This is a genomic window from Bacteroides sp. 43_46 (assembly GCF_001915455.1).
Taxonomy (GTDB): Bacteria; Bacteroidota; Bacteroidia; order Bacteroidales; family Bacteroidaceae; genus Bacteroides; species Bacteroides caccae.
In genome coordinates, this window is record NZ_MNQN01000113.1 from 32,145 (window position 1) to 51,979 (window position 19,835).

General features: G+C 44.3%; 16 protein-coding genes. 9 read left to right on the top strand and 7 right to left on the bottom strand.

From position 1 onward, the window contains the following. Positions 1–28 precede the first annotated feature (28 nt). Positions 29–1,393 (bottom strand): dipeptidase, encoded by a 1,365-nt coding sequence (locus tag BHV72_RS11250; RefSeq protein ID WP_005678846.1) that lies wholly within the window; start codon positions 1,391–1,393, stop codon positions 29–31. Between the two features lie 13 nt (positions 1,394–1,406). After that, entirely contained in the window at positions 1,407–2,483 is a 1,077-nt protein-coding gene (gene aroC / locus BHV72_RS11255; RefSeq protein WP_005678848.1) for a chorismate synthase, read from the bottom strand. Positions 2,484–2,641: 158 nt separating this feature from the next. Between aroC and BHV72_RS11260 the strand changes: the two genes are divergently transcribed. Further along, a complete protein-coding gene (locus tag BHV72_RS11260) occupies positions 2,642–3,202 on the top strand; it encodes a calycin-like domain-containing protein (protein WP_005678849.1) in 561 nt (186 codons plus the stop codon). Positions 3,203–3,204: 2 nt separating this feature from the next. Here BHV72_RS11260 and BHV72_RS11265 read toward each other — a convergent pair whose 3' ends face one another. Genes BHV72_RS11265 through BHV72_RS11275 form a run of 3 tightly spaced genes read right to left on the bottom strand, consistent with a single transcriptional unit; the run spans position 3,205 to position 5,346 of the window. Further along, complete coding sequence (locus tag BHV72_RS11265) at positions 3,205–3,450, bottom strand: hypothetical protein (RefSeq protein WP_122295372.1); 246 nt, start codon at positions 3,448–3,450, stop codon at positions 3,205–3,207. Continuing rightward, on the bottom strand, positions 3,440–4,225 hold the full coding sequence (locus BHV72_RS11270; protein WP_022042883.1) for a porin family protein: 786 nt from the start codon (positions 4,223–4,225) through the stop codon (positions 3,440–3,442). The genes BHV72_RS11265 and BHV72_RS11270 overlap by 11 nt, the downstream gene beginning before the upstream one ends. Before the next feature lie 29 nt (positions 4,226–4,254). Then, entirely contained in the window at positions 4,255–5,346 is a 1,092-nt protein-coding gene (locus tag BHV72_RS11275; protein ID WP_022042884.1) for a PCMD domain-containing protein, read from the bottom strand. Between the two features lie 134 nt (positions 5,347–5,480). Between BHV72_RS11275 and BHV72_RS11280 the strand changes: the two genes are divergently transcribed. After that, the gene (locus tag BHV72_RS11280; protein WP_005682739.1) at positions 5,481–6,767 is read left to right on the top strand and encodes an L-cysteine desulfidase family protein; all 1,287 of its coding nucleotides are present in this window, start codon (positions 5,481–5,483) and stop codon (positions 6,765–6,767) included. A gap of 101 nt (positions 6,768–6,868) precedes the next feature. Here the strand turns inward: BHV72_RS11280 and BHV72_RS11285 are convergent, their stop codons facing one another. Further along, positions 6,869–7,462 (bottom strand): FKBP-type peptidyl-prolyl cis-trans isomerase, encoded by a 594-nt coding sequence (locus tag BHV72_RS11285; RefSeq protein ID WP_005682740.1) that lies wholly within the window; start codon positions 7,460–7,462, stop codon positions 6,869–6,871. 481 nt (positions 7,463–7,943) lie between these two features. Between BHV72_RS11285 and ilvD the strand changes: the two genes are divergently transcribed. From ilvD to ilvC, 5 genes are all read left to right on the top strand, one after another. Then, positions 7,944–9,746, top strand: a complete 1,803-nt coding sequence (gene ilvD / locus BHV72_RS11290; RefSeq protein WP_005682741.1) for a dihydroxy-acid dehydratase — start codon at positions 7,944–7,946, stop codon at positions 9,744–9,746. A 25-nt stretch (positions 9,747–9,771) separates the two neighbouring features. Beyond that, a complete protein-coding gene (gene ilvB, locus BHV72_RS11295) occupies positions 9,772–11,469 on the top strand; it encodes a biosynthetic-type acetolactate synthase large subunit (protein WP_005678856.1) in 1,698 nt (565 codons plus the stop codon). Positions 11,470–11,504: 35 nt separating this feature from the next. Then, on the top strand, positions 11,505–12,068 hold the full coding sequence (gene ilvN, locus BHV72_RS11300; RefSeq protein ID WP_022042886.1) for an acetolactate synthase small subunit: 564 nt from the start codon (positions 11,505–11,507) through the stop codon (positions 12,066–12,068). Next, positions 12,068–12,811 (top strand): acyl-[acyl-carrier-protein] thioesterase, encoded by a 744-nt coding sequence (locus tag BHV72_RS11305; protein WP_022042887.1) that lies wholly within the window; start codon positions 12,068–12,070, stop codon positions 12,809–12,811. Before ilvN ends, BHV72_RS11305 begins: the two co-directional genes overlap by 1 nt. A 65-nt stretch (positions 12,812–12,876) precedes the next feature. After that, the gene (gene ilvC, locus BHV72_RS11310) at positions 12,877–13,920 is read left to right on the top strand and encodes a ketol-acid reductoisomerase (RefSeq protein WP_005678860.1); all 1,044 of its coding nucleotides are present in this window, start codon (positions 12,877–12,879) and stop codon (positions 13,918–13,920) included. A gap of 414 nt (positions 13,921–14,334) precedes the next feature. Here ilvC and BHV72_RS11315 read toward each other — a convergent pair whose 3' ends face one another. Next, the gene (locus BHV72_RS11315) at positions 14,335–16,278 is read right to left on the bottom strand and encodes an AAA domain-containing protein (protein WP_182426374.1); all 1,944 of its coding nucleotides are present in this window, start codon (positions 16,276–16,278) and stop codon (positions 14,335–14,337) included. 66 nt (positions 16,279–16,344) lie between these two features. Between BHV72_RS11315 and BHV72_RS11320 the strand changes: the two genes are divergently transcribed. Then, entirely contained in the window at positions 16,345–18,588 is a 2,244-nt protein-coding gene (locus tag BHV72_RS11320) for an aconitate hydratase (RefSeq protein ID WP_122295374.1), read from the top strand. Between the two features lie 47 nt (positions 18,589–18,635). Beyond that, positions 18,636–19,826, top strand: coding sequence for an NADP-dependent isocitrate dehydrogenase (gene icd, locus BHV72_RS11325; protein ID WP_005682746.1), 1,191 nt, complete (start codon positions 18,636–18,638; stop codon positions 19,824–19,826). The last annotated feature ends 9 nt before the right edge of the window (positions 19,827–19,835 follow it).

The following is a 19,835-nucleotide window of genomic DNA, read 5'->3' on the forward strand; positions in this document are numbered from 1 at the left end:
GTTTATAATAATGGTTCTTGTGTCCACTTTACCGTCCGGCATATTCCTGATGAAATTCGGCCACAGCTTCAATGCCTTTCCTGAAAATATCCAGTGAGAAGTTCTCATTCGGCGAATGGATAGCGTCTGATTCCAGACCGAATCCCATGAGTACGGTTTTCACTCCCAGTACCTGTTCAAAAGTAGAAATGATAGGAATGCTGCCGCCACGGCGTACTGCCAACGGCTTTTTCCCGAAAGCTATTTCAAAACCTTTTTCGGCTGCCTGATAGGCTGCAAGTGAAATCGGGCAGACATAACCTTGTCCGCCGTGCATCGGTGTTACTTTCACTTGAACTGTTTCTGGAGCAATACTGAGAATGTAATCAGTGAACATTTGCGAAATCTTATGATGATCCTGATGCGGAACCAGTCGGCAAGATACTTTGGCATAAGCCTTTGAAGGGAGCACGGTCTTTGAACCTTCTCCCGTATACCCGCCCCAAATGCCGCATACATCAAAAGACGGACGGCAGCTATTGCGTTCCAGTGTACTGTATCCTTTCTCTCCGAAAAGTTCTTTTACGCCGATTGCTTCCTTATACTTCTTTTCATCGAAAGGAATATGGGCTATCATTTCACGTTCAGCTTGCGGTACTTCTTCCACGTCATCGTAAAATCCGGGGACAGTGATTCTTCCGTCTGTATCCGTCACCTTACTGATTATCCGGCAAAGCACATTGATAGGATTGGCTACCGCACCTCCGAAGTGTCCGGAATGCAGGTCGCGGTTCGGTCCTGTTACTTCGATTTCCCAATAAGCCAGTCCGCGCAGGCCGGTGGTTAATGACGGAAGGTCGGCACCCAACATACTGGTATCCGAAACAAGGATAACGTCCGCTTTCAGCAACTCTTTATGTTCTTCACAGAATGCCTCTAGGCTGGGAGAACCGATTTCTTCTTCTCCTTCGAAGATAAACTTCACGTTATTCCTCAATAACCCGTTTTTAAGGAGATATTCGAAAGCCTTCACCTGGATGAAAGACTGTCCTTTGTCATCATCTGCTCCGCGTGCCCAGATATATCCGTCCCGTATTTCCGGTTCGAATGGTTGGCTTTTCCATAATTCGAGTGGTTCGGCAGGCATCACGTCATAGTGTGCGTAAACTAATACGGTTTTTGCGTCTGGGTCCACAATCTTCTGTGCAAAGACAATCGGATTGCCTTGGGAGGGCATTACTAATGCTTCATCCACTCCCGCTTCGAGTAATAACTGTGCCCAGCGTTCGGCACATGCCAGCATATCGTCATGATGTTCGGGCAGGGCGCTGATACTGGGAATACGGATGAGGCTGAACAAGTCCTCCATTATTTGAGGTTCGTTTGCTGCGATGTATTTCTGAATTTCGTTCATATAAAGATAATAATTAAAGCTGGGTGGCTTTGTCCAGCAAATAATAATCAAGTATAGTCATAGCGGCCATTGCTTCGACGATAGGCACGGCACGGGGCAGTACGCAGGCGTCATGGCGTCCACGGGCTTTCAGTGTTGTGTCGATTCCATCGATATTGACCGTTTCCTGTTCCATTAGCAGAGTGGCTATCGGTTTGAATACAACACGGAAGTAGATATCCTGTCCGTTGCTGAGTCCTCCTTGAATACCTCCGGAGTGGTTGGTATGTGTTTCAATCCGTCCGTTGTTATTGTAGAAAACATCGTTCTGTTCGGAACCTTTCATTTTCAGTCCTTTGAATCCTTCGCCATATTCGAATGCTTTGGCGGCATTGATACTTAACATAGCATTGCCCAGTGCAGCGTGCAACTTACCGAAAACGGGTTGCCCCAGTCCGATAGGACATCCTTTGATAACGCAGGTCAGCGTACCGCCGATTGTATCACCTTCGCCTTTTACTTTGTATATAAGGTCTGCCATTTCCTTTGCTTTGTCAGGGTCAGGGCAACGCACGTCGTTAGTTTCTATCAGGTCGAGGTTGTAATCTGAATAACTGCCTTCCAACTTGATAGCGCCTACTTGTGAGGTATAAGCGGTAATGCTGACTCCTAATTGACGAAGTGCCAGTTTAGCCAGCGCACCGGCCACCACACGCGAAATCGTTTCGCGTGCCGATGATCGCCCGCCGCCGCGATGATCGCGTATTCCGTATTTTACGGTGTAAGTGTAATCGGCGTGTGAAGGGCGGTATACGTTTTTCAGATTATTATAGTCGTTGGAATGTTGATTTTCATTCCATACGATGAAACCGATGGGACATCCGGTTGATTTTCCTTCAAAAATGCCGGAAAGGAACTCGACTTTATCAGCCTCCTTACGTGGGGTGGTCAGGATAGATTGTCCCGGACGGCGGCGATTCAACTCTTGTTGTACAAATTCTTCGTCGATAGTAATTCCGGAGGGAAATCCGTCAATTACTCCACCAACTCCTTTGCCATGAGACTCACCGAAACTTGTGAGTCGAAAGATATTGCCAAATGAATTAAACATAGTTGTGGCTTTTTTAAAATTACTCTATGCAAATATAACAAAGTTTTCGGTAAGAATGTTGCGATCTCAAAATATCTTCAAAAAACGAACCAAATTGAACCTTTTTTCTCCTTTTTAGTTTATAATTGACGATTATTTAATAACTAAACCAACAATGTATGAAAAAGAATCTATTGTATTTATGGGCATTAATCTGTTCAGTCGCTCTCTTTACAGCTTGTAGCAGTGATGATGATAATGATATAAGTGGTAATAATCCTCCTGAAGAAGAAGCAGTTGTTACAGCTCCTGATGTAGTGGGCACTTATTGGGGTAATCTGGATATATCAATGAAGCCGGATAATTCCGATCAGGAAACAGTGATTGGCAATGGGATAGCCAAGTTTATCACCATTTCCCAGGTCAGCGATACGGAAGTAAAAATGGAACTGAAAGAATTTGAATTGTTTCTCAACGGAACGATCATGAAGTTCGGCGATATTGTAATAGACAAATGTACGGTGAAAAAAGAGACTGACGCCTCGACTTTCACAGGTCAACAGAATTTGACTTTTTCGGGAGATGCTGCCGCTCTCGGCACTTGTGCCACCACAGTAGAAGGAACAGTGGAAAGTGGAGCTCTCACTATGAATATCAATGTAAAAGTAGCTACATTGCAACAGACCGTAAAGGTTACTTATTCCGGAGTGAAGCAGGTGGAAGAATCCGGTAACGACTAATTTTATCTCTGAATATATACTACTGCTTTTCCGCTTCCATGTCTATGGATCATTCCTTTTTCGATGAAAGAGTTCAATTGGAGTATGGCATGTGTTTTGTTTACTCCGGTGATACTGCAATAGTTAGTCCGGTTGATGCATAGGTGCTTTCGTCGGAAATCCAGTAGTAACTTCAGGCATTCTTCTTCTGATATATTCTTTTGGGAATGTAATTCAGCAATAACTGTTACTTGTTTATTAAAACGCATATCCGAATCCGATATTGAGGTAAATCGGATACATTGCAAAAGTGATGGTATGAAAATCATTTTTAAAGATATTATTCAGTCCCCAGGTGAGATCAGCATATATATTAAGGTGTTTGAAGGCTCTCCATCCGGCACCTGCCTGTAATCCCCATTGGAAATGTCTCAAATCGTTCGAAAAGTCGTAAGTGGCAACCTTGTTGTCGGTAAACTCTACTTTAGGTCCCGTCGGGTTGTCTTCACGTAAATAACCGTCGTATACATGTCCCGAAAATTCTCTTGAAAGGATGTATGAGAAATAAGGACCGGCTTTTATATTCCAGCGATTGTTCAGTTTATAAGTAGCCATTAGAGGAATGGTGAGTCCGGCAGTGTGTACTTTTGTTTTTACGCCTCCTGTCCATACGCCGCTGATTCTTTCGCCTCCCTGTCCCAGAATTTCCATACCGTAGTTCTTTACGGTGGCGTTGGTAGTCATTGCCTTATTTTCGAGCCGTAGTCCTACAATAACACCTAACTTGTTCTGAACGGCAAACCATTTTGTTACTTCTCCTCCGATACTGATAGCAAGTGTCGGATTGTAACCATTGATAGAGCGAATCTCCACCGGAAGAGGGAACGGAGCTGTGCCGCCAATACTGAATCCCGCTTTTATTTCGTATTCCAGTCCGTGAAGGGCGGAACGGATAAGGGTCTTGTTTCTATCGACCTGTGAATAGCCGGGTAGCGTTATTCCGATACAGGCAAGCAAACTAAATAGGTATGGATAAATTTTCATCTTCATTGTCGGTATAAAGTCGTTATGGTTTAATGGTCCAAGTCCGAGCGGTAAATCAATTCAGCTTCATCAATTAATAAGGTGCTTCCGATAGCTCCGTTGAAGTGGTCTCCTTCCAGACTGGATGTAAATACGATAGATATATTATATTTTCCCATTGTCAATTTTTCCTTGTCGATGAATTTTCCCGGAAGGGTTGTGAACGGGAGTTTAAAGTAAGTCCATTCGTCTGTTTCCTTGGCGTCTTTGATACGTGCCATAGAAACCAGGTTAGGACTGGTGAATGCATTCGTCCCATCGAGAGTGGGGACGGATACGCTCGTTTCGTACATGATAGCATATATATCGCATATATCACGTTTCCCTTCGACAGGTTTGCCGCCTTCGGTGAACTGGTCTCCCGCCTTGTATTTATAGTAACCTGCCAGATAAGTCGGCACGTGCCGGAAAGGAAGGCCGAACTTCGTTGCTTGCAGGGGATTGCTCATGGCATTGTTCACGTCGAATGAACCGATAAACAAGTTGCCGGCGGCAATAGGCATTCCGACCAATCCGCCAAAAAATCCGGTACTGCGTGTCACGAGCGAAAGGCATTTTCCATTTTTCCCGTTTGCTATTTGGAAAGTAGGGTAGTCGTCGGCTGTTTTAGCTACTCCGGTCATGGCGTAACCGGCGTTGCCGCTGGCCCATTCCATGATGACTTTATCATTTTCCCTTTCCACAAATATGTAGTATTTCTTTCCGCTGATGGTATCTTCGAAATTGTAAATTGTAGCAAGTTCCGTATCAATGACTGATATGGCATAAGTCTTTTTCCAAATTCCGTCAGCGGCTGTCACTTGATATTCCTGCGGCGAATTGAAATTGCGTTCTGTACCACTGGCGGGTGTGATCGTAGCTCCCGAAGTAAGTGTAAATTCCGGTGCAAGGGCGGAGATATTCGTTCCCGGAGTGACAAAGAGGGTTACGGAATTATTATTGATGATAGGACTAGTCGTCATTGTTATTCCCGGTAGCCGGCAACTTAGAATGTCTGCCTCTGCATTGGGAGCTTCGTCGCGAATGCAAGAAGATGTAACAATAACCAGCAGCAAATAGATAATCACGTGTTTTGCTTTCATTTTTCTACTTATTCTTTCAGTTAAAGTTTGGTTCTCACGAGGAGTAATAACAATATGGAAATTTATTTGTTCATTATTGAATGTATGATAAAAAAGAATTTCCTATTTTTGTAGGAACAAAACTAAAGAAGTGCATGATTGAATCTGAAAGACAGCAAATTATAGAGCTGATAAAAAAAGAAGTAATTCCGGCTATTGGGTGTACGGAACCTATTGCTGTGGCACTTTGTGTAGCCAAAGCAGCAGAGACATTGGGCGTGAAGCCCGAAAAAATTGAAGTGTTATTGAGTGCCAATATCTTAAAAAATGCAATGGGAGTAGGTATTCCCGGCACAGGCATGGTGGGACTTCCTATTGCCGTTGCTTTGGGTGCATTGATCGGTCGGTCAGCTTATCAACTGGAGGTGTTGAGAGACTGTACTCCGGAAGCGGTGGAACAGGGTAAACAATTTATTGCAGAAAAAAGAATTCGTATTTCTTTAAAGGAAGATATTACGGAAAAACTGTATATCGAAGTAATTTGTAAGTCCGGTGACAAAACTGCGAAAGCCGTGATTTCCGGCGGACATACTACCTTTATATATATAGCGATGAACGAAAATGTACTGCTCGACAAGCAGCAGGCTACCGCCGAGGAGGAAGAAGAAACCTCTCCCGAACTGAATCTTCGCAAAGTTTATGATTTTGCCCTGACAGCTCCTCTGGATGAAATACGCTTTATCCTCGATACAGCCCGCCTCAATAAAGCGGCAGCCGAACAAGCTTTTAAAGGCAACTACGGACACTCCCTCGGAAAGATGCTGCGTGGAACTTATGAACATAAAGTCATGGGTGACAGTGTTTTCTCCCATATTCTTTCTTATACTTCGGCTGCTTGTGATGCACGTATGGCAGGTGCAATGATCCCTGTAATGAGTAACTCAGGCAGTGGCAATCAGGGAATATCCGCCACACTTCCCGTTGTTGTCTTTGCCGAGGAGAATGGTAAGACAGAAGAAGAACTTATTCGTGCTTTAATGTTAAGTCACCTCACCGTAATTTATATCAAACAAAGTTTGGGACGTCTTTCTGCCCTGTGCGGTTGTGTGGTAGCTGCCACCGGCTCCAGTTGCGGGATTACGTGGCTGATGGGAGGAAACTACAACCAAGTAGCTTTCGCTGTCCAAAATATGATTGCCAATCTGACAGGAATGATTTGTGACGGGGCGAAGCCAAGCTGCGCTCTGAAAGTAACCACAGGAGTTTCAACAGCCGTATTATCAGCAATTATGGCAATGGAAGACCGTTGCGTGACTTCCGTTGAAGGAATTATCGACGAAGATGTAGATCAGAGTATCCGTAATCTAACAAGAATCGGTTCGCAAGCCATGAATGAGACGGATAAAATGGTGTTGGATATCATGACGCATAAGGGATGTTGAATGGAAAATTAGATCATTAGAAAAGAAAAATGGAGAATGAAACTGTATGAGTTCATTCTCCATTTCTTATTTATTTACCATTGGGTAATGGCGGTGAATTCTTACTTATGGCAGTGGCCGCCTTCGCAGCCACAGTCGTCGCCACATTCATTGTCACCACAGCCGCCACCGCAACTGTCGCATCCGCAACCGCAGCCTTCGCCACTCATCAATTTAATCAGTTCCTGAATTTCTTCGTTAGTAGCAGGACGGCTTTCGATGATTTCACCTTCAAAAATCAGGTCGGCACCGGCCAACGGGTGATTGAGGTCAACTACTACAACGTCCGGTTTGATTTCCACTACGCTGGCGTTCACACGCTGGCCATCGCCAGTCTGCAAAGGTACGATGTTACCTTCTTTGATGTGTTCGCTATCGAATTTACCGTCAATTTCGAAGATATGTTTCGGAAGGTCGATAACGTGTTGTTCGTCATATTGTCCGTATGCTTTATCTGCCGGAATGGTAAAATCGAATTTATCACCTTTGGCAAGAGAAGTTATCTGGTTTTCGAAGTCTTCGAGAGTTGTACCTAAGCCTGAAATGAATTGAAAAGGATGTTCAGCTTTTGCTTCTTCGAACAATTCTTTTTCTCCATCTTCCATTGTATATAGTTTGTATGCAACGGTAATGTACTTGTTTTCTGCTGTTTCCATTTGATATTTTTATTTCTAAATTAATAAATTCCTAAAAAGATAGGTGGGCAAAGATACGAATTATTTGCTTGCTCTCCGGTATGGGGAAGGTAAATTTCAGATTATTAAGTGCTTTTGTCAGAAAGACGGGAAGAAGTGTACGGTTGGATAATAGTTGCAAATTCAACTGTTAAGTGATAAAATAGAGAAATAATGCCGCTCTTATCTTACAATTTTTAGTTTTTGAGTGATTTTTTTCTTCGATTTGTTTGGAGATAATAAAAAAGCCCTTACCTTTGCATCACGAAAATAAAGAAAAGAAGATATGAATATGTTACATACATCTATTAACCTAGCAGTTTTGCATATTATTCGCGTCGTGGTGGTCCCATCAAGAGCGTGAGAAAGGTTTTGTGTTGTATGTGTTCGTACCATAAAAGATAGAATTTAGAGCCTTTCTCACTGATGTGAGAGAGGCTCTTTAATTAAAAGATAGATTGAAATGAAAAAGCAATTACGCAGTTCGTTTAGTACGCAAGGCCGTCGGATGGCGGGAGCCCGTGCATTGTGGGCAGCCAACGGTATGAAGAAGAGTCAGATGGGAAAACCCATTATAGCGATCGTAAATTCATTCACACAGTTTGTTCCGGGGCATGTACATCTACATGAAATCGGTCAGCAGGTGAAGGCGGAAATTGAAAAGCTGGGATGCTTCGCTGCGGAGTTTAATACAATAGCTATCGATGATGGTATTGCTATGGGGCATGACGGAATGCTTTATTCACTTCCTTCACGTGACATCATTGCAGACAGCGTGGAATATATGGTCAATGCACATAAGGCGGATGCAATGGTATGTATCAGCAACTGTGATAAAATCACTCCGGGTATGTTAATGGCGGCTATGCGTCTGAATATTCCTACCGTGTTCGTATCAGGCGGGCCAATGGAAGCTGGCGAATGGAACGGTCAGCACCTCGATCTGATTGATGCGATGATTAAATCGGCCGATGAAAGCGTAAGCGATCAGGAAGTAGCGAATATCGAACAAAATGCTTGTCCTACTTGCGGATGTTGTTCCGGCATGTTTACTGCTAACTCTATGAACTGTCTCAATGAAGCAATCGGTTTGGCGTTGCCGGGCAACGGAACTATTGTAGCTACTCACGAAAACCGTACACAGCTTTTCAAAGATGCAGCCAAACTGATTGTAGAAAACGCTATGAAATACTATGAAGAAGGAGACGAGAGTATACTTCCCCGTAGCATTGCCACCCGGCAGGCATTCCTGAACGCTATGACATTGGATATAGCAATGGGAGGTTCCACCAATACAGTTCTTCACCTGTTGGCGGTAGCTCACGAAGCGGAAGTTGATTTTAAAATGGATGATATAGATATGCTTTCACGCAAAACTCCCTGTCTCTGCAAAGTAGCTCCGAATACACAGAAATATCATATTCAGGATGTAAACCGTGCCGGTGGTATCATCGCTATTATGGATGAACTGGCGAAAGCCGGTTTGGTGGATACTTCCGTTCGCCGGGTAGATGGAATGACGCTGGGGGAAGCTATCGACGAATATTCAATCACCAGCCCGAATGTGAGCGAAAAAGCAATCAGGAAATATTCGAGTGCAGCTGCAAATAAATTTAATCTTGTACTCGGTTCGCAAGGTATGTACTATAAAGAGTTGGATACAGACCGCACTAATGGGTGTATCCGTGATTTCGAACACGCTTATAGCAAAGATGGCGGACTGGCGGTATTGAAAGGAAACATAGCACAAGATGGTTGCGTAGTAAAAACAGCAGGTGTGGACGAAAGTATCTGGAAATTCACCGGACCTGCCAAAGTCTTTGATTCGCAAGAAGCAGCCTGTGAAGGTATCCTTGGGGGCCGAGTCGTCAGTGGCGATGTTGTCGTCATTACGCACGAAGGTCCGAAGGGTGGCCCCGGTATGCAGGAAATGTTGTATCCTACCTCTTATATAAAATCTCGTCACCTCGGCAAAGAATGTGCTTTGATTACCGATGGACGTTTCAGTGGTGGAACTTCCGGATTGAGTATCGGACATATATCTCCCGAAGCGGCTGCCGGAGGTAATATCGGAAAAATTGTAGACGGAGATATTATCGAAATTGACATTCCCGCCCGGACGATTAACGTGCGACTAACAGATGAAGAACTGGTTGCACGCCCGATGACTCCCGTCACTCGCGACCGTTACGTGCCAAAGAGTCTGAAAGCATACGCCAGCATGGTAAGTTCCGCCGATAAGGGAGCAGTGAGAATCATCGACTGATATTCATCTTCAATATAAATAAAGAATGAGTAAAGACTTAATAACAGGTGCGGAAGCATTGATGCGTTCCTTGGAACATCAGGGAGTGACTACTATCTTCGGTTATCCCGGAGGTTCTATCATGCCGGTATTCGATGCTTTGTACGATCATCAAAATACATTGAACCATATCTTGGTTCGCCACGAACAGGGAGCTGCTCATGCAGCGCAAGGTTTTGCCCGCGTATCGGGTGAGGTAGGTGTTTGTCTGGTGACAAGCGGTCCCGGAGCAACGAATACAATCACCGGTATTGCCGATGCAATGATAGACAGTACACCTATCGTAGTTATTGCCGGACAGGTAGGGACGGGTTTTCTCGGAACAGACGCTTTTCAGGAAGTCGACTTGGTAGGTATCACCCAGCCTATCGCTAAATGGAGTTATCAGATTCGCCGTGCAGAAGATGTAGCTTGGGCGGTGGCACGTGCATTCTATATTGCCCGTAGCGGTCGTCCCGGTCCGGTAGTATTGGACTTCGCCAAAGATGCACAGAATGCAAAGACAAAATACGAGCCGGCGAAGCTGGATTTTATACGTAGTTATGTTCCGGTGCCTGATACCGATGAAGATTCTGTGAAGGAAGCCGCCGAACTGATAAATAATGCCGAACGTCCGCTTGTATTGGTAGGACAGGGGGTAGAACTCGGAAATGCACAAAGTGAACTGAGAGCCTTTATTGAAAAAGCTGATATGCCTGCCGGATGTACATTGCTCGGACTTTCCGCTTTGCCTACCGATCATCCTTTGAATAAAGGTATGCTGGGAATGCATGGTAATTTAGGTCCGAACATCAATACCAACAAATGTGATGTCCTGATTGCTGTCGGTATGCGTTTTGATGATCGCGTGACAGGTAATCTGGCTACTTATGCCAAACAGGCAAAAGTAATCCATTTTGATATAGATCCTGCGGAAGTAAATAAAAACGTGAAAGTAGATATCGCTGTTCTGGGAGATTGCAAAAATACATTAGCTGCCGTAACCGGATTACTAAAAGAGAACAAGCATACCGAATGGAACGATAGTTTTAAAGAATATGAGAAGGTGGAGGAAGAAAAAGTAATTCGTCCCGAACTTTATCCGGCTACGGATTCACTGACCATGGGCGAAGTAGCACGTGCCGTAAGTGAGGCAACCCACCATGAAGCAGTATTGGTGACGGATGTCGGTCAGAACCAGATGATATCTGCTCGTTACTTTAAATATTCGAAAGAACGCAGTATTATTACTTCCGGAGGGCTTGGAACAATGGGGTTCGGACTTCCCGCAGCTATCGGAGCCACTTTCGGTGCACCGGAGCGTACCGTCTGCGTGTTTATGGGAGACGGCGGACTTCAAATGAATATCCAGGAACTCGGAACTATCATGGAACAGAAAGCTCCGGTGAAAATCATCTGCCTGAATAATAACTTCCTCGGAAACGTGCGCCAGTGGCAGGCTATGTTCTTCAACCGCCGTTATTCATTTACTCCGATGTTGAATCCGGACTACATGAAAATAGCTTCCGCATATGACATTCCTTCCAAACGTGTCTATTCCCGTGAAGAATTGAAAGTGGCTATCGATGAAATGCTGGCAACGGACGGACCGTTCCTGCTTGAAGCCTGCGTAATAGAAGAAGGCAACGTATTGCCGATGACTCCTCCGGGCGGTTCGGTGAATCAAATGTTGTTGGAATGTTAGGGGAAGTTGAGAGTTCGTATTTAAAATTTAAAGTTATGAGTGATAAAACATTATATACAATCATTGTTCATTCTGAGAATATTGCCGGATTGCTGAATCAGGTGACGGCTGTATTTACCCGTCGGCAGATCAATATCGAAAGTTTGAATGTTTCTGCTTCATCTATCAAAGGTGTGCATAAATATACAATCACAGCTTGGACAGATAAGGACACTATTGAGAAGGTAGTGAAACAGATAGAGAAGAAAATCGACGTGATTCAGGCGCATTACTTCACGGAAGATGAAATATATTTCCATGAAATCGCATTATATAAGGTGTCTACTCCTGCTTTTCAGGAGAATCCGGAAGCGTCCAAGTTAATCCGTCGATACAATGCTCGTATAGTGGAAGTAAACCCGGTGTTTTCCATTGTTGAGAAGAACGGGATGAGTGAAGATATAACCTCGCTTTACGGTGAACTCCGGGTATTGAATTGTGTTTTGCAGTTTGTTCGTTCGGGGCGTGTGGCGATTACCACCAGTTGTTTTGAACGGGTGAATGAGTTCCTCGACGGACGGGAGGCAAAATATAACGAAAGTAAAAACCTGCAGGAATAATGAGTGAAGAAAATAAAATAGGAACTTATCAGTTTGTGGCGGAACCTTTCCATGTAGACTTTAACGGTCGCCTGACTATGGGGGTGTTGGGAAATCATCTACTGAATTGTGCAGGTTTTCATGCAAGTGACCGTGGCTTTGGTATTGCGACACTGAACGAAGATAACTACACATGGGTGCTCTCGCGCCTGGCTGTAGAATTAGACGAAATGCCTTATCAATACGAGAACTTCTCGGTTCAGACATGGGTGGAAAATGTCTATCGTCTGTTTACTGACCGTAATTTCGCTATTATTGATAAAGATGGGAAAAAGATCGGATACGCACGTTCCGTATGGGCAATGATTAGTCTCAATACCCGCAAACCGGCAGATTTGCTGACCTTACACGGAGGAAGTATCGTAGACTACGTATGTGACGAACCTTGCCCTATTGAAAAACCTTCGCGCATCAAAGTGACGAGCGACCGACCGGTAGCTACCCTGACGGCAAAGTACAGTGACATTGACATTAACGGTCATGTAAATAGTATCCGCTATATCGAGCATATCCTCGATTTGTTTCCGATTGACTTGTACAAGACGAAACGAATCCGCCGCTTTGAAATGGCATACGTAGCCGAAAGTTATTTCGGTGATGAACTCTCTTTTTTCTGCGACGAGGCTAATTCAAACGAGTTTCATGTAGAAGTGAAGAAAAACGGTAGTGAAGTCGTTTGTCGTTCGAAAGTGATATTTGAATAACATAGAATATAAAATCAATTAATAACGGGTGGCGTAAGTCCCCAAAACTAAAAACAAAAAAGAAAATGGCACAGTTGAATTTTGGCGGTACTATTGAAAATGTAGTAATCCGTGACGAATTTCCTTTGGAAAAGGCTCGTGAAGTATTGAAAGATGAAACAATCGCTGTAATCGGTTATGGTGTACAAGGTCCCGGTCAGGCATTGAACCTGCGTGATAACGGTTTCAATGTTATCGTTGGTCAACGTCCGGGAAAAACATATGATAAAGCAGTAGCAGACGGCTGGGTTCCGGGAGAGACTTTGTTCGGCATTGAAGAAGCTTGCGAGAAAGGTACTATCGTAATGTGTCTGTTGTCTGACGCAGCAGTAATGTCTGTATGGCCTACTATCAAGCCTTATCTGACTGCAGGAAAAGCTCTTTATTTCTCTCATGGTTTTGCTATCACTTGGAACGATCGTACAGGTGTAGTTCCTCCTGCTGATATCGATGTAATCATGGTCGCACCTAAAGGATCAGGAACTTCATTGCGTACTATGTTTCTCGAAGGTCGTGGCCTGAACTCTTCTTACGCTATCTATCAGGATGCTACGGGCAAAGCTTATGAAAAGACAATCGCTTTGGGCATTGGTATCGGTTCTGGTTATCTGTTCGAAACAACTTTCCAACGAGAAGCTACTTCCGATTTGACAGGTGAACGTGGTTCGCTAATGGGTGCAATCCAAGGTTTGCTGTTGGCACAATACGAAGTATTACGTGAAAACGGTCACACTCCTTCTGAAGCATTCAACGAAACAGTGGAAGAACTGACTCAGTCCTTGATGCCGTTGTTTGCAAAGAACGGTATGGACTGGATGTACGCTAATTGCTCTACTACTGCTCAACGTGGTGCCCTCGACTGGATGGGGCCCTTCCACGATGCTATCAAACCGGTAGTTGAAAAGTTGTATCACAGTGTTAAGACTGGTAACGAAGCACAGATTTCTATTGATTCCAACTCTAAACCGGATTATCGTGAGAAACTGGAAGTGGAACTGAAAGCATTGCGCGAAAGCGAGATGTGGCAGACTGCTGTAACAGTACGCAAACTTCGCCCTGAAAATAACTAATCAGATTGAATATATATGTCGTAAAAAGACGGGAAGAAACACTCTTTCCGTCTTTTTTTCAAAATATCCCCGTCTTTATAGAGAAATAATGCAAGTTTGTTGTTATCTTTGTGGCAACAAAATAAAACAAGTTGTAATAATGAAGAACTACTATAAAAATGAAATACCGGAATAAGAACGTAAAATATATATATTTCCTATATCCCAATATCTGTTTATAAGTGTCTGTTAGACCAACAGTCCTTTGCTGGTAAGAAAAAGCCGATTGATAGAATATCTCGAATTTTTAATTCCAAGACTTGAGTCTGATGTGGCGAAAGATAAAAAGGGTATATAAGACAGAAAACATTGTTTGTTTTGTTTGTGTTAAAAAAGTTCTTTCTCGTGAGAAAAGGGGCTTTGATAAAAAGAGGATTACTCATAATCCTCTTTTTTTATGAATGACATCAATCTCTTATAAAAAGGATGCTTGGTAAGTGTGACGGCATCTCCGAGAATGACCAGTTTCATACGGGCACGGGTGATAGCCACGTTCATCCTCCTCAGGTCGTTCAGAAATCCTATTTGTCCGTCCTCGTTTGCACGAACAAGGCTGATAAAGATAACATCCCGTTCTTGTCCTTGAAAGCCGTCTACTGTGTTGACCGTGATAAGGCTACGGAAAGGACGTAGAAAGCTGCTTACTTTAATTTTACTCCTTAGATATTGTACTTGTGCTTTATAAGGCGAAATCAATCCGAAATCAATCTTTTCGTCCAATATTCTTGCTTTTCCGATCCGGTTGATATATGCCTCCAATTCCTGGAGAAGCAGGTTGGCTTCCTGTTTATTGATGCGTCCGAAACTCTCACCTACAAATTCCTCGTGAAAATCCATTTCAGAGGTATCTATCCAGTTCATAGGCGTGTCGAAATCGAGAATGCTCCGGTAACGCACTTCCGGTGCAGCTTCCAATTCTCCGTGGTAAAACCATTCGGATGGAAAACGCATGATTGATTCGTGCATTCGGTATTGCATTTTGAGCAGTGAGACAGCAGAAGGTTTCTTATGTACCACTTTCTCCATTAGTGTGTGATCCAGTCCGCTACGGGCGGCTTCGATACATTTGATAGTAGGAGGGAGTTGACAGTGGTCTCCGGCAAGAATCACTCGGTCAGCTTTGCGAATGGCAATCCAGCAGGCTGCTTCGAGTGCTTGGGCAGCTTCATCTATAAACAGGGTAGGGAAACGTCGGCCGTTGAGTAGGCGGTGGTTACTACTGACCAATGTTGAAGCAATTACACGGGCACTGTCGAAAAGGTCGGTGTTAATTTGTATTTCCAGTTCAGTAGCACGGTCACGGAGGCGGCTCATGCGGCTGCGCATACCCTCCCGTTCGGAATAACTACCTTTGCGCATCCGGCTGCCCGTTTCACGGATTGATTTTCGGATTCCCCAAAGCTCGGGATAGGCGGGATGACTTTCGAAACGGCGCTCGTAAGTAAATGATAACATTTTATCATTTACTCGTGTAGGGTTGCCGATGCGGAGAACTGGTACGCCACGGTCTACCAGTTTTTCACTTATCCAGTCTACAGCAGTGTTGCTTTGAGCGCAGACAAGTACTTGCGGTTCCCGGTGCAGCGTTTCATAAATCGCTTCGACGAGCGTGGTTGTTTTTCCTGTTCCCGGAGGGCCGTGGACAATGGCGACATCACGCGTGCATAATACTTTGTTGACGGCTGTCTCCTGTGTACTGTTCAGCCATGGAAAACGGACAGGGTATAATTCACGGAATCCGGGATTTTGCGTTCCCAGCAAGATATCACGCAGTTCTGAGAGGCGGTTACCTTTGGCGCGGATTGCATCTTCTAATGCTTCGAACATTGTCCGGTAGGATGTTTCATCAAAATAAAGTTGTATACCTAATGAACTGTCCGCTTGTAACTCTATAACTGCCCCTGCACCAGGTAAAACCACTACTATTCTTTCTTCGTCTGCGTAACTGACGGTAGCAATAAAATTCATATATTTCACTTTTCCATCGAAAGACTGGTGGAAAAAACAGACGGGGCGACCAAACTCGAAAGAGTGTTCTATCTCTTTATTTTCGGTCCGTGTAATATCTATTACAAGTTGATTCAGAGAATTGTAGTAGCTTCGACCGGGAGAGACGGGATACCAGCACAGACCGCGTTTCACTTTACGGGCAATACCCATTGTTTCGGTTTGTCGCTTGAATTCCTCTTTCTCGTATTCATACTCCATGCGTAGCAGGAGTTGCTGGTACTGAAGGTCGGAGACCGGGCTTTTCGAATTATTATTCATAATAAGTGCAAAGGTAACGAATCTTCTTTTTGGATAGAAAAAATATTTCATTTTGTTAAACAATCCTCGAACGCCGTTCGTTATTTTAATAGATAGACTAAAAAAACAAAAAGTAATATGGTATATGATATGACTATGCTAGAAGCATTTTACAGAGCCTATAAAGGGAAAGTAGAGCATGTGCGGGGGATCTTGAAACGCCCCCTGACGTTAGCCGAGAAAATTCTGTATGCGCATCTTTATGATGCCGCCGATGTGAAAGACTACAAGAGGGGAGAAGACTACGTAAACTTTCGTCCTGACCGCGTGGCTATGCAGGATGCAACTGCCCAAATGGCTTTGCTCCAATTTATGAATGCGGGCAAGGAAAAGGTGGCTGTGCCTTCTACCGTACACTGTGACCACTTGATACAGGCCTATAAGGGCGCAAAAGAGGATATACTTACTGCGACTAAAACAAACGAAGAAGTGTATGATTTCCTCCGCGACGTATCCTCCCGTTATGGCATTGGTTTTTGGAAACCGGGAGCGGGTATCATTCACCAGGTAGTACTCGAGAACTATGCTTTTCCTGGCGGCATGATGGTAGGAACAGACTCACATACACCTAATGCCGGTGGTTTGGGTATGGTGGCTATCGGTGTAGGCGGTGCAGATGCCGTAGACGTAATGACAGGTATGGAGTGGGAATTGAAAATGCCGAAAATTATAGGTGTTCGTCTGATCGGAAAACTAAACGGATGGACATCTCCGAAAGATGTTATTTTGAAGCTGGCAGGAATATTGACCGTAAAGGGAGGTACTAATGCAATCATTGAATATTTCGGTCCGGGAACCGAATCACTTTCCGCTACCGGAAAAGCTACTATCTGTAATATGGGAGCGGAAGTAGGAGCTACTACTTCACTTTTCCCTTTCGACGGGCGTATGGCGACTTATTTACGAGCTACCGGAAGAGATCGTATTGTCGATTTGGCAGAGTCTGTGGAAGCTGATCTCCGTGCCGACGAAGTTGTGACGGATGAACCTTTAAAATATTACGACCGTGTCATTGAAATCGACCTGTCCGAACTTGAACCTTATATTAATGGACCTTTCACGCCGGATGCGGCTACTCCTATTTCCGAGTTTGCGGAAAAAGTATTGTTGAACGGTTATCCTCGTAAAATGGAAGTCGGACTGATTGGTTCGTGTACTAACTCCTCTTATCAGGATTTGAGTCGTGCTGCTTCTTTGGCAAAACAGGTAGCGGAAAAAAAACTGAGTGTTGCTTCTCCGTTGATTGTAAATCCGGGCTCAGAACAGATTCGCGCTACCGCCGAAAGAGACGGAATGATTGAGACTTTTGAACAGATCGGTGCAACGATTATGGCAAATGCCTGTGGTCCTTGCATTGGTCAGTGGAAACGTCATACCGATGACCCGACACGGAAAAATTCAATCGTGACTTCCTTTAACCGTAACTTTGCCAAGCGTGCGGATGGTAATCCGAATACTTATGCCTTTGTTGCTTCTCCTGAATTGACAATGGCACTGACTATTGCCGGCGACCTCTGTTTCAACCCTTTGAAGGACAGATTAGTCAATCATGACGGTGAGAAAGTGAAACTATCCGAACCTGTGGGAGACGAACTCCCGATGAGAGGATTTACGCCGGGTAATGTCGGATATATCGCGCCGGGTGGAGCTAAAACGGAAATCAAGGTGAAGTCGGACTCACAGCGCCTGCAACTTTTAACACCTTTTCCCGCTTGGGACGGGACTGATTTGCTTAATATGCCTCTGTTGATAAAAGCCCAGGGTAAATGTACAACCGACCATATTTCTATGGCGGGACCATGGCTCCGTTTCCGTGGTCATTTGGAAAATATCTCGGATAATATGTTAATGGGAGCTGTCAATGTCTTCAATGGCGAAACGAACAAGGTCTGGAACCGTTCTACAAATACTTATGGAACAGTCTCCGGAACGGCAAAGATGTATAAGTCCGAAGGGATTTCTTCTATTGTAGTCGCTGAAGAAAACTATGGAGAAGGTTCCAGTCGTGAACACGCAGCAATGGAGCCGCGCTTTCTGAATGTCCGTGTGATCCTAGCCAAGAGTTTCGCCCGTATTCACGAAACGAATCTGAAGAAGCAAGGAATGCTTGCCATTACTTTTGTTGACAAGGCGGATTATGATAAAATTCAGGAACACGATATGCTTTCCGTCACTGGTTTGGTAGACTTTATGCCGGGACATAATCTGACAGTCGTTCTTCACCACGAAGACGGAACAAAAGAAAGTTTTGAAGTGCAACATACATACAACGAACAACAGATAGGTTGGTTCCGTGCTGGTTCCGCCTTGAATGCGAGATAAAATTGAAGTAAATCTTTTTAAAACTGTTATTTATAAAGAAAAAAGAAATGAGCAAAATAACCATACAAAAAGATAGTACGCTATTAGTGCCTGATGTGCCTACCGTACCTTACATTACAGGAGACGGGGTAGGGGCTGAGGTGACTCCTTCTATGCAGATTATAGTAGATGCAGCCGTTCGGAAAGCTTATGGGGGTAAACGTCATATTGAATGGCTGGAAGTGCCGGCTGGAGAACGTGCTTTCAATGAAACAGGTTCGTGGCTTCCGGAAGAAACGATGCAGGCATTTCAGGAATATCTGGTAGGAATCAAAGGTCCGTTGACTACACCTGTTGGCGGTGGAATCCGTTCGTTGAATGTTGCTTTGCGACAGACACTTGATTTATATGTCTGCCTTCGTCCTGTTCGTTGGTATCAGGGAGTACAGTCTCCGGTGAAAGCTCCCGAGAAGGTGAATATGTGTGTGTTTCGTGAGAATACGGAAGATATTTATGCAGGTATTGAGTGGGAAGCAGGTACTCCGGAGGCAAAGAAGTTTTATAAGTTTTTGAAAGATGAAATGGGTGTGACGAAAGTCCGTTTTCCCGAAACGTCTTCTTTCGGTGTGAAACCTGTTTCACGCGAAGGTACGGAACGTCTTGTGCGTGCTGCATGTCAATATGCGCTCGATCATCATCTGCCTTCCGTGACATTGGTACATAAGGGAAACATTATGAAATATACTGAAGGAGGATTCAAAAAGTGGGGTTATGAGTTGGCGCAACGTGAGTTTGGTGACGCTTTGGCGGATGGTAGGCTAGTGATAAAGGACTGCATTGCCGACGCATTTTTGCAAAATACACTGCTCATTCCCGAAGAATATTCGGTAATAGCCACTTTGAACCTGAACGGAGATTATGTTTCTGACCAGTTGGCTGCAATGGTAGGTGGCATAGGCATTGCTCCGGGAGCAAATATCAATTATAAAACCGGCCATGCTATCTTTGAGGCAACGCATGGGACTGCTCCTAACATTGCAGGTAAAAACGTTGTGAATCCTTGTTCGATCATTCTTTCGGCAGTGATGATGCTCGGATATTTCGGTTGGACGGAAGCTGCCGCTCTTATCGAAAAAGCTCTTGAAAATAGTTTTCTGGAAGCCCGTGCCACTCATGATCTTGCCCGTTTTATGCCGAATGGAACCTCTCTCTCAACCACAGATTTCACCCGTGAAATAGTGGAAAGAATCGAAAAATAAGAATAATGA

What these genes read in the sequence shown, in the direction of transcription:
- BHV72_RS11250 (WP_005678846.1), bottom strand. Translation starts at nt 1,393, where the DNA reads ATGAACGAAATTCAGAAATACATCGCAGCAAACGAACCTCAAATAATG.
- aroC (WP_005678848.1), bottom strand. Translation starts at nt 2,483, where the DNA reads ATGTTTAATTCATTTGGCAATATCTTTCGACTCACAAGTTTCGGTGAG.
- BHV72_RS11260 (WP_005678849.1), top strand. Translation starts at nt 2,642, where the DNA reads ATGAAAAAGAATCTATTGTATTTATGGGCATTAATCTGTTCAGTCGCT.
- BHV72_RS11265 (WP_122295372.1), bottom strand. Translation starts at nt 3,450, where the DNA reads ATGCGTTTTAATAAACAAGTAACAGTTATTGCTGAATTACATTCCCAA.
- BHV72_RS11270 (WP_022042883.1), bottom strand. Translation starts at nt 4,225, where the DNA reads ATGAAAATTTATCCATACCTATTTAGTTTGCTTGCCTGTATCGGAATA.
- BHV72_RS11275 (WP_022042884.1), bottom strand. Translation starts at nt 5,346, where the DNA reads ATGAAAGCAAAACACGTGATTATCTATTTGCTGCTGGTTATTGTTACA.
- BHV72_RS11280 (WP_005682739.1), top strand. Translation starts at nt 5,481, where the DNA reads ATGATTGAATCTGAAAGACAGCAAATTATAGAGCTGATAAAAAAAGAA.
- BHV72_RS11285 (WP_005682740.1), bottom strand. Translation starts at nt 7,462, where the DNA reads ATGGAAACAGCAGAAAACAAGTACATTACCGTTGCATACAAACTATAT.
- ilvD (WP_005682741.1), top strand. Translation starts at nt 7,944, where the DNA reads ATGAAAAAGCAATTACGCAGTTCGTTTAGTACGCAAGGCCGTCGGATG.
- ilvB (WP_005678856.1), top strand. Translation starts at nt 9,772, where the DNA reads ATGAGTAAAGACTTAATAACAGGTGCGGAAGCATTGATGCGTTCCTTG.
- ilvN (WP_022042886.1), top strand. Translation starts at nt 11,505, where the DNA reads ATGAGTGATAAAACATTATATACAATCATTGTTCATTCTGAGAATATT.
- BHV72_RS11305 (WP_022042887.1), top strand. Translation starts at nt 12,068, where the DNA reads ATGAGTGAAGAAAATAAAATAGGAACTTATCAGTTTGTGGCGGAACCT.
- ilvC (WP_005678860.1), top strand. Translation starts at nt 12,877, where the DNA reads ATGGCACAGTTGAATTTTGGCGGTACTATTGAAAATGTAGTAATCCGT.
- BHV72_RS11315 (WP_182426374.1), bottom strand. Translation starts at nt 16,278, where the DNA reads ATGAAATATTTTTTCTATCCAAAAAGAAGATTCGTTACCTTTGCACTT.
- BHV72_RS11320 (WP_122295374.1), top strand. Translation starts at nt 16,345, where the DNA reads ATGGTATATGATATGACTATGCTAGAAGCATTTTACAGAGCCTATAAA.
- icd (WP_005682746.1), top strand. Translation starts at nt 18,636, where the DNA reads ATGAGCAAAATAACCATACAAAAAGATAGTACGCTATTAGTGCCTGAT.